At 45.4% G+C, this 9,289-nt stretch carries 9 protein-coding genes; 5 read left to right on the plus strand and 4 right to left on the minus strand.

Features of this window, described 5'->3' with window-relative positions:
• Together EBR25_11215 and EBR25_11220 are read left to right on the plus strand one after the other, a co-directional pair.
• The coding region (locus EBR25_11215; GenBank protein ID NBW41552.1) for a DUF4911 domain-containing protein at window positions 1–285 on the plus strand (285 nt) is incomplete at its 5' end.
• A 70-nt stretch (window positions 286–355) separates the two neighbouring features.
• Window positions 356–2,251 carry a hypothetical protein gene (locus EBR25_11220; protein NBW41553.1) on the plus strand — a complete coding sequence of 632 codons (1,896 nt, stop codon included), beginning with the start codon at window positions 356–358 and terminating at the stop codon, window positions 2,249–2,251.
• On the opposite strand, the gene EBR25_11225 is transcribed toward EBR25_11220, so the two are convergent.
• The 3 genes from EBR25_11225 to EBR25_11235 all read right to left on the minus strand — a co-directional run bounded on the left by EBR25_11225 (window position 2,241) and on the right by EBR25_11235 (window position 5,152).
• Window positions 2,241–3,932, minus strand: coding sequence for a hypothetical protein (locus EBR25_11225; GenBank protein ID NBW41554.1), 1,692 nt, complete (start codon window positions 3,930–3,932; stop codon window positions 2,241–2,243). The genes EBR25_11220 and EBR25_11225 overlap by 11 nt on opposite strands.
• Window positions 3,933–4,146: 214 nt before the next feature.
• Window positions 4,147–4,437, minus strand: coding sequence for a hypothetical protein (locus tag EBR25_11230; GenBank protein NBW41555.1), 291 nt, complete (start codon window positions 4,435–4,437; stop codon window positions 4,147–4,149).
• Window positions 4,438–4,450: 13 nt separating this feature from the next.
• Window positions 4,451–5,152: a hypothetical protein gene (locus tag EBR25_11235; protein NBW41556.1), complete on the minus strand. Its 702-nt coding sequence runs from the start codon at window positions 5,150–5,152 to the stop codon at window positions 4,451–4,453.
• A 293-nt stretch (window positions 5,153–5,445) separates the two neighbouring features.
• Between EBR25_11235 and acs the strand changes: the two genes are divergently transcribed.
• The 3 genes from acs (at window position 5,446) to EBR25_11250 (ending at window position 8,496) form a co-directional block, all read left to right on the plus strand.
• Window positions 5,446–7,491 carry an acetate--CoA ligase gene (acs, locus tag EBR25_11240; GenBank protein ID NBW41557.1) on the plus strand — a complete coding sequence of 682 codons (2,046 nt, stop codon included), beginning with the start codon at window positions 5,446–5,448 and terminating at the stop codon, window positions 7,489–7,491.
• A 275-nt stretch (window positions 7,492–7,766) separates the two neighbouring features.
• Window positions 7,767–7,997, plus strand: a complete 231-nt coding sequence (locus tag EBR25_11245) for a hypothetical protein (GenBank protein ID NBW41558.1) — start codon at window positions 7,767–7,769, stop codon at window positions 7,995–7,997.
• 304 nt (window positions 7,998–8,301) lie between these two features.
• Window positions 8,302–8,496, plus strand: a complete 195-nt coding sequence (locus tag EBR25_11250) for a DNA-binding protein (protein NBW41559.1) — start codon at window positions 8,302–8,304, stop codon at window positions 8,494–8,496.
• 122 nt (window positions 8,497–8,618) lie between these two features.
• Here EBR25_11250 and EBR25_11255 read toward each other — a convergent pair.
• A partial coding sequence (locus tag EBR25_11255; protein NBW41560.1) for a sigma-70 family RNA polymerase sigma factor occupies window positions 8,619–9,289 on the minus strand: 671 nt, incomplete at its 5' end.

Below are 9,289 nucleotides of genomic sequence, written 5' to 3' on the forward strand. Positions count from 1 at the left end.
GAAATCCCCTTAGAGGCGCTTCTTGTAGAGGAGTCCTCCGTAACGCTACTGCTTGACGTTGAGCGCTCTCAAATCGTATTTTTTCAGGCGCTTTTTGAGTCATATGAAGGCATCGGCACTATCAGAACCCTGGAACAGTCTCGTGGACTTATTTCAATTCTGACCACTCCAGACTGCTGCCAAACAGCCCTTGAAGTCTTGAAAACACTACCAGAAGAAGTCATCTGGAGATTCGCAACACATCTTCACCCAGAGGAGAAAAGTCGGTATGTTCAACTCTTGTAGAAGGAATACAATAGGGCGAGCATACCGTATGACATTCTCAAGGCTCGTATCCGAGGAAAGGAATTAGCATATGCTTCAATTTGCACACCGATATTATCGCTCCGTCATAGGAATATTTTTTATAACCATAATCGGCATATCGATGCTCTTCCTTGGAGTGGATGTTGGAGGAGGCCCTCAACAAACATACGCTATTAAGATCAACGAATCCGAAGTTGGACATGAAGAGTTAAAACGACGAACTCGAGAAAGAGAGATGCAAATTGAACGGGCCTTAGGAGAGAACTATCGTCAGTTTGCAGGACAACTTCTCAAGGGGCTTCAACAACAAGTTGTAGATGAAATCATCAATGAAAACTTACTTCATCAGGCAGTAACCGAAGAAGGGATGGCGCCAGGAAAACAGTTTGTCCGCAATCTTCTTGCGCAGCTTTTTCAGGGCAACTTCTCAATGGAAAAGTATCAACTTCTCCTCCGACAGATCCAGACAACAGCACCAGCTTTTGAAAATCGTTTGGCTACGGAAACCCTTTCGCTACAACTGCGAGGGCTCATGAGGCATGTGAGCTTATTTCCCCCAGAACAACTTGCGGAACAGATTTTTCGTCAGAAAGAGACTCTCTACACGGTGAGTTCCTTCTCGCTTTCACCGGAGGCAGTCAGAGCAAAAGTAGAGATTCCTGAAGATGAGGTTCTTGAGCAATTCTTTTACGAGAATCAAATTGATTATGAGATTCCAGCTCGAATTCGGGCTACCTACGTGCGATTTCCTGCTGAATCCTACCGAAAAGGTGTCGCTATTCTTGAAGAAGACGTTGAGGCGTATTACCTCGATCATGAACGGGAATTTCGTATCCCTGCTGCGGCACGCATACGGGAAATCGTACTTCCACTGAAAGAAGGAGATATCTCTGAACAATTAAAAACTGAAGGAATCGCTGACGAACTGGTGGAGCGACTAGCGAACGGAGACGACTTCTTAAAGATTGCGAAGGAATATTCCCAGGATTCTCTCAAGGGGGAAGCGTCTGAGTGGATAGCTCGTGGAACGCAGGGCATCGAATTTGACTCCGCTATTTTCTCAGACGAGTCTCCTCTTAATACCATAACTCGCGTTGCAACACCGAAACAAATTCGGCTCGTGGAAATACTTGAGCGAAAGGATGACTCGGTGAAGCCACTGGATGAAGTTCGTGAACAAATCGAGGAAAGTATTCGTCTTACTGATGCTCCCATCTATGCAGCAGAAAAGGCTCGAACACTCTTTGAAACGTGGCAAGAGGGCAATACTTCACTAGAAGAGCTCGTTAAAAATGAGCAACTCAAGATCGAAAAACTTGAAAAGCTGACTTCGCTACAGGATGCAACAACTCCATCAATACGAGCTATCGTGAAAGAAGCGCTAGAGCAACTTGGAGAAGAACGCTTACTTGTCGATGTCGGTACTGAGCTTGCCCTCGTATTTATTGATGAATACCGAGAATTAGAACTCCCAGCCTTCGATGACGTACGGGAAAAGGTCATCGAACAATATCGCACCGCTGAAGCACCAGCACTCGCCAGACAAATAGCCATTGAAACGACTGGCGCATTGGTAGGAGAAAATGGAGAGACCCTAAGTGAAAACATTTTAAAAGAGAGAGGCTTTTCCGTAAAAAAATACTCTGACAAAAAAGCGCAAGAACTCCGCGAGCTTCCATTCACAGAACCGGCTGTGCAAGAGGCCCTTGTCTCTCAAACAGAAGCTGGGATACTCGCGTCCAGTCCGCTTGATATCAACGGAACTCAGTATATTATCCAAGTGAACAAGACGACTCCGCCAAATCAATCTATCTTTAGTGAGCAGCAGGATGCACTCAAGCAGCAAAGCTCCCAGAAAATTGCTCGCTTACTTGAGGTAGGACTGCTTGCTCACCTAAAAAGCAAGGGAGAGATTGATATCGCTCCAGCGGTGTTTAATCAGTAGTACTGCCGAGATCTTCACCATAATTGGGACGAATGGTGATTTTAGGAGGATACTCTTTTGGTATGGATTGAAAGACTTTGTGAATAATACTCTCGCTTTCTGTTCGCGTCCGCCCATCGGCCAGTAGCACTTCATGAAGGGTCTTCTTCGATACGTGCTCGCGAATACAGTGGTCCGCGAGTTCAGGGTAGTGCTCTCGAAAATAGCTTGCCTTTAACTTCCTCAAGGCTCGGGATGAGAAAGTAACATTTCCGTTTTTGCCTCGATATCCTCCAGAGGAGGCACCGTCCGTTAGCTCAAGAAGTCGATCGCATATCCGTTCAGAGTACTTATGGATTTTAGTCTCAACAAAAGCGAGCTTCAGTCCGTAGCCTGCCTCTCGGATGAGTTGCAGTTGCTCTAATTCGGCATTACGAAGAATTTCTAGAAGCGCCTCTTTTGAGTCCTCCTTTTCAATTTGCTGGAGTTTTCTTGAAAGAGCAGAATCCCCTTGAAGGCTAAGAGTCTCACTCGAAGGAGTCTCCTGATCTCTAAAGGTAGTAATCTGAAAGGTCGGCAGAGAGTGCTTCCCCGTATCCTCATGAATCTCATTCCATATTCTTTCTACATTCTTCTCCTGTCCTCGCCCCTGCCGCAGTAAGGCGTCTCGCAGATCCTCTTTCCTTACCTTCTCTTCTATGACTTTTGGGGCTATTTCAGGCAGAAGACTCTTCAGTTTTGAAATATCAGCGATTTCAATGTTAAAAGGGCTCTGGCTCGCTATTCCAAGTGGCCCGCTATAATTATCAACGACCCCACTCCTTGCTTCAGCGGTTAAAACATTCAGTAACCGCGATTTAGCCGCTTTGACTTCTTCTTGAAGGCTCTTCAGATGCTCTTTCAACTCCGTATCATTGAAGAGCTCTGAACGCTCTTGTTTTGCCTCTCCAAGCCGCTTCAGTAACGTTGAAATTAGCATTCGCTGGGGCGGAGTGGCTCTCAATTCAATCGATCTCGTCTTTTCGTAAATGCGCAACACCATTTCAGAATCACGAGGAGCATACTCCGCTTGATATGTTGAGCGTGGACGTGCAGCCGAATCCCTGCCCTGCTCTTTCTGATGAATCACCTCTCCGAGAAATTCCAGTGCTGACGTCTGTAATGAGTACGACTTTAAATTAGGACGCATCATTTTTATGATTGGCATAAGGTCTCTTATACCGTCGAGCTGGATATCCAATTTTTTAAACTGCTCCTTCTCAAAAGAAGCATCGTGAACAATTTTTAACTTCTCTGAGTCTTCAAGAATAGGTTGAACAGGAGCCAGTATACCTGCAGGAGAACCAGCTTGCTCGGACTCTTCCTGCAGGGCATGAATGTCAATCAGGAAGGTTTCTCCGTTTCCTCTTTGAATACTTTTTTGCCAGCTATCTGAATCTTCTGGAAGCGAAATTTGTAAGCCCGATGTTTTCATATCGAGTGAAAACAGAGGAGCATGCTCTAACTTCGGTAACAGAGCCTGAAGCTCCAAAGAGGTGGCAATACGCTGGACAGCAAACGGAGGCTTCGAGGATAAAGGGGGGAGGTGTCGTTCAGCCAGCGGGGAGGTGCTGCTGCTATCTGCTGCGGAGAGATCACGAGAGCACAGCTCCTCATCTGAGGAATCTTCCGGCGAATAATTACTGGTATTCAAAAGCTCCATATTTCTCTGAAAACTGCTCTCTCAAGGGGAATATCTCTCTCGTAATTTTATGAGAAATCACGGGGATACACAAAAAAAACACAGCTATAATAGTTTGTTTTTACTACCGAAATCTGGAAAAAGCGTATAATTCACAAATTCCACTTCCTCGGGAAGCGAATCTGGAACGACATCTTCAGCGAAGAAAAATGGCTGATTCTTGGGTGAACGCGGTCTACTCCTTATCCTCTCGTACTATGGATGCGGCCTCGTAGCCGGCCCATTCTACAATCTGTTGAACCTCATCATCCTCTATTTTGGCACCCTCTTTTAGGGAAAGAACAACGAGCTTTTCATCAAATCGAATTTCTACTTTTTCAACACTTTCATGCTCTAAAAACTTTTTATTCAGCCCATGAGCGCACAGTGAACAGACCATTCCGTTGACTGTTACTCGAACATCTTTTGCATTAGCTTCCGCTACCATAAGAAATATAGCGACCAGAACGATGAGTATTCGAGACATATTCTCTTTCTCCTTAAAAATGAATCATTGCAGTTCCGACAAATTCTCCATCTTGTGTCGTGCCGATTTCAAATAGGTAACGACCATAGAATGCCCTTAGGACTGGACCTACTTGAAATGCTTCTGCACGTTCTGGCAAGTAACTCACCTGTGCTATGAGAAACGTTTGAATTTCATCAAAAGCCGCAAGAGATGGTGCCACTCCAACTCGTGCACGAAAGTGATGAAGATCATTATCGCCCTCAGCTTGAATAAGGTCTGCATTAAACTGCGTATAGTATCTCCGAGACTCCCAATCAGCTTGCAAGCTTCCCAAAAGAGCGCCGCCACTATCTCCATCATCTTGATGAAACGCGCCCATTCCTGCAGAGAGGTAAATGTTCGCTTGCGAGCTTGGTTTATTCCACCGCTGGTAAAGCGTATTCCACTTTGGAATCAGGTAGTGCTCTGTTTCATGAGCATTTCTTTTAAATCTCACATGAGTAACACCAAGTGCACTACGAGGTGTATAAGAGTAATTGAATTCTGTTCCTGAGAGCTTCGGTTGATATTTGAGGAAAAGTGCACTGCCGTCTTGAAAGGTAACGGGATGTGCATGGGCGGCGCTAAGGGGGCTAAAGTAGCATAGGGCTAAGAGCATCCAGCTCCAGAAGTGTAAGGAAAGATGCTGAGGGGAAAGAGCGTAAGATGGATTCGATACTGCAATAAGACTCATACCGAGAGTGTATCATGCTCCATAGACTCTCAACATAGGAAGAAGATACTTCAGAGACATGGAGCGAGTATTGACGCTACAACGCCCAAAAAGTAGCGCAGACACAACAACGCTTATCAGCAACACGCAGAGCATCCTTTCTGTCGTTCATGAGAAAGAGACTTTCCAGAGAGCCAAGGGCAGGAGAAATCTCTATGGCCTGATCCTTTTCCACTCGTAACTCTCCATAAGAATCATATTGATTCTCGGCTCTTCGTATACAAGACTTATTTCATTACCGTCGGAGATACACCATGAGCAACAACACGATCGAATCCGTCTTACACGAAGAACGAACATTCTCACCCTCTTCTCCTGAAATAGCAGGCACACAACGATGGCTCATCAACTCGCTTGATGAGTATCATCGTCTTCACGAACAATCACTCCAAGATCCTGACACTTTTTACCGTGAAATGACGAAAGAACTCACCTGGTTTACTCCATGGACAAAAGCCTGTTCTTTCTCAGCACCTGATGCACACTGGTTCGCCGGCGGAAAAACCAACCTCTGCTACAACTGTGTTGATAGGCACGTTGAAAACGGATTCGGAGAGGAAACCGCCATTATCTGGGAGGGAGAGCCGTTAAAAAATGGCACTCCAGAAATTCGCCGAATTACCTATCGAGACCTGCAGCGAGAAACCGCAAAACTCGGGAATGCTCTAAAAGAGATGGGTGCAAAAAAAGGAGATGTTATTACCATCTATATGGGAATGGTACCGGAACTCGCTGTTGCCCTCTTAGCCTGCGCTCGTATCGGAGTGGCTCATTCGGTAATCTTTGGTGGCTTCTCGGCCCAAGCGATTGCAGACCGAGTGGATGATGCAAAATCACGGATTATCATCACTGCCGATGGACTCAATCGTCGAGGACAAACTATTCCCCTCAAGGAAAAAGTCGATGAAGCGATCTTTCTGCTTGAACAACCGATTGTTGAGAAAGTTATTTATGTAAAAAGGTGTGGCAATCGGGTAAAGCACTCGTTTGAACAAGACGTTACGTGGGACTCTCTGATGGAGAGTGCGTCTGATGACTGTCCAGCAGAGCCTCTTGACTCTGAAGATATGTCTTTTCTGCTCTATACTTCTGGATCAACCGGAAAGCCTAAAGGCATTCAACACACCATCGGGGGGTATATGGTACATACGTACCTCTCGGCGAAGTACGTCTTTAACCTCATTCCTGATGCGAATCAGGTGTATTGGTGCACGGCTGATATCGGCTGGATCACGGGACACAGCTATATTATCTATGGGATTCTTGCTAACCGAGTTCCAACGCTCATGTACGAAGGAGCGCCGAACTTCCCAGCCGAAGACCGATTCTGGGATATCATCGAACGCCACAAAGTCACCCAGTTCTATACCGCACCAACTGCAATCCGCGCCTTCATGAAGTGGGGAAGTGAACATCCGAAAAAACACGACCTCTCTTCGCTACAAGTGCTTGGAACTGTCGGTGAGCCAATTAATCCAGAGGCATGGATGTGGTACCGCTCAGTTATTGGCAATGATCGGTGCCCAATCGTTGATACCTACTGGCAGACTGAAACGGGAGGACACGTTATTACTCCACTCCCAGGCGCTACCCCAACAAAGCCTGGGTCATGCTCACTTCCCTTTTTTGGGGTTGATGCTGCTGTCGTTGATACAGAGGGGAATGAAACACCGCCGAATACTGGCGGCCTCCTCGTCATTCGAAAGCCATGGCCCGGAATGCTTCGCGGGGTGTTCGGCGATAGAGAGCGATTTATTAATACCTACTGGTCAACGGTAACGATTGACGGCTCGCCTGTATATACAGCCGGCGACGGAGCCCGAAGAGATGATGATGGAAATTTCTGGGTTATGGGACGGATTGATGATGTTATCAATGTGTCAGGACACCGCCTCGGAACAATGGAAGTTGAGTCTGCGCTTGTCGCACACCCTTCCGTGGTTGAAGCCGCCGTGGTTGGAATACCGCACGAGATCAAAGGTACAGGAATCGCTGCCTTTGTGACCCTAGAGCCCAAGTGTCATGGGGATGATGCACTTATTGCCACTCTTCGTGAGCACGTAGCCAAAGAGATTGGAAGTATCGCTAAACCCGACATGATTCGATTTACTGAAGCATTACCAAAAACACGCAGCGGTAAAATCATGCGGCGACTTCTTCGAGATATTGCTGCTGGAAACACTGAGATTTCCCAAGATATGAGCACTCTTGAAGATTTGTCAGTACTTACACGATTACAGGCAGAGGGTGAGGAGGAGCAGCATCCGAGTGAGATGAGCAACAGCTCATTAACCCGTTGAAGAAGCTCGCAATTCTCACATTATTCAAAAAACCGAAATTTCTTAGAAAAATGTGGAAATTCTCCTCTTTTGGTTACGTAGTATGAAGGGATTAGGCAGGAGAAACCGAGGCAGTAAGATTTCTCCTAAATGAGCAGGCAAAGGCTAATGTTTTTAATGGTTCTGACACTCATCATATTGCTTTCTGCTACCTCACCTATTATCACTAATGTATGGAGCTCTTTTCGTATCTTAGAAAAAAGCGCCTGTTATAAGATTTTTTTATCAGCCGTACAATGAACACTGAAACGCCGCACCTACCGAATATCGATGAAGTATTCTTCGCTATATTAGAAGACTACTCGCTCTTTGAACTAAAAAATGCACCGACCATAAAAGAAGATATTAAACTGCTGTATGCCCTGAACGATACTGAAGCTGAGTGCCTTATTAGTGCGTGTTGGGAGGTTAAAAACGGCAGAAAGCTCCCTCGAAGCTATCGAGAATGTTTTAAGACCGAGCTTTAGAAGACTCCTTTACTTCCTCCTCCTGAACTTCATCTCTCGCTCTCTTACACTGCATATTCCTTCTTACACTGTACATCCCTTCTTACTCCCGAGATCCGATACCTCTTCCTTTCATACCCATGCTACACCGCACGGTGCTCTATCTGAGATAGACTCATGATTCTCATAGTTTCATATCTTCAGTGTCTTGAATGAAGATCGCTTTATTTCGGGAAGAAACATAAAAAAGGAGGAAAGTGCGACTTATTGAGGGCGTATTACTATTGAAAGAGATACTGAAATAGACGCAAGGAGGACAAATATCATGAAAAAGCCAATTCTTCTTACCGTTAGTGAAGTTGCAGGCCTACTAAGAATTCAACGCGCCAAGGTGTACATTCTCATAGAGACAGGCGCTCTTGTGGGAAGAAAAGTGGGGGGTGATTGGAGGATTCGAACTGATTCAGTTGAGTCACTGATAGGTGATCTGCCAGAAGTTGCCTTTAAATGCGCCGCCTAAGGCGAGGCCTGACTGAGGCCCACTGCATATAATCAATACACTGAATACAATAAATACACTGCATACAACGAAAAAGAGCTGCATCTGAATGAAACTATCAGATGCAGCTCTTTTTAAACCCTCTACTCCGCAATAAAATCAAGTAATTCATTCAATTCAAAATGAAGAGAGACGTACTTCCTCAATTTTTTAAATGCTTTTTGTTTTATTTTACTCCGACTCGAAGCAGAGATCTTACTGATCTCTTCGGGCACTTGTCCTGTTAGGAAATTCTTCAAGATTGCTCGTTCTTGCAAATTCAGCTCTTCAAAACCACGCTCGAGCTTTCTTCGAATTTCCATAAGGATATGGCAGTACTCTGGCCCAGAACGTTTTGATCCAGTGAATTTTCCCTCGAACAGTTCAAGCGCCTCTGGCTTTTTTCCTCGGCTTGCAAGGTAATCAAGCATTTCTCCTCTAATTCGCAAAGAGATTGCTCTCCTTCGATGTATTTCAGAGAACGATTTATAGCGCGGAAAAGCTTCGACAAGTGCGATAGCACCCATGGAAAAAAGCTCTTCTCGAAGCTCTGCTCTGTGGCTAGACTTAAAAGAGAACTTATTGGCATATCGCTCTACGATTTTTAGAAATTGAACAAATTCCTCAGCGTCTTGATCTTCAATCTCTTTGGGCACATCAAGACCCAGCTCTACGACCCCACAGAGGTTTCCTCTTTTTTCATCTGTGGGTATCGGAGCATGCTTAATATTTTCAGTTTCATCTCTGGTTTGATGTAGTCCGCGTTTAGCGGGAA

The sequence above is a fragment of the bacterium genome (assembly GCA_009926305.1).
Lineage (GTDB): Bacteria > Bdellovibrionota_C > UBA2361 > UBA2361 > RFPC01 > RFPC01.

Bases quoted from the DNA above. Each gene is read 5' to 3' on its own strand.
- EBR25_11225 (NBW41554.1), bottom strand. From the start codon at position 3,932: ATGGAGCTTTTGAATACCAGTAATTATTCGCCGGAAGATTCCTCAGAT.
- EBR25_11235 (NBW41556.1), bottom strand. From the start codon at position 5,152: ATGAGTCTTATTGCAGTATCGAATCCATCTTACGCTCTTTCCCCTCAG.
- EBR25_11220 (NBW41553.1), top strand. From the start codon at position 356: ATGCTTCAATTTGCACACCGATATTATCGCTCCGTCATAGGAATATTT.
- EBR25_11230 (NBW41555.1), bottom strand. From the start codon at position 4,437: ATGTCTCGAATACTCATCGTTCTGGTCGCTATATTTCTTATGGTAGCG.
- EBR25_11245 (NBW41558.1), top strand. From the start codon at position 7,767: ATGAACACTGAAACGCCGCACCTACCGAATATCGATGAAGTATTCTTC.
- EBR25_11250 (NBW41559.1), top strand. From the start codon at position 8,302: ATGAAAAAGCCAATTCTTCTTACCGTTAGTGAAGTTGCAGGCCTACTA.
- acs (NBW41557.1), top strand. From the start codon at position 5,446: ATGAGCAACAACACGATCGAATCCGTCTTACACGAAGAACGAACATTC.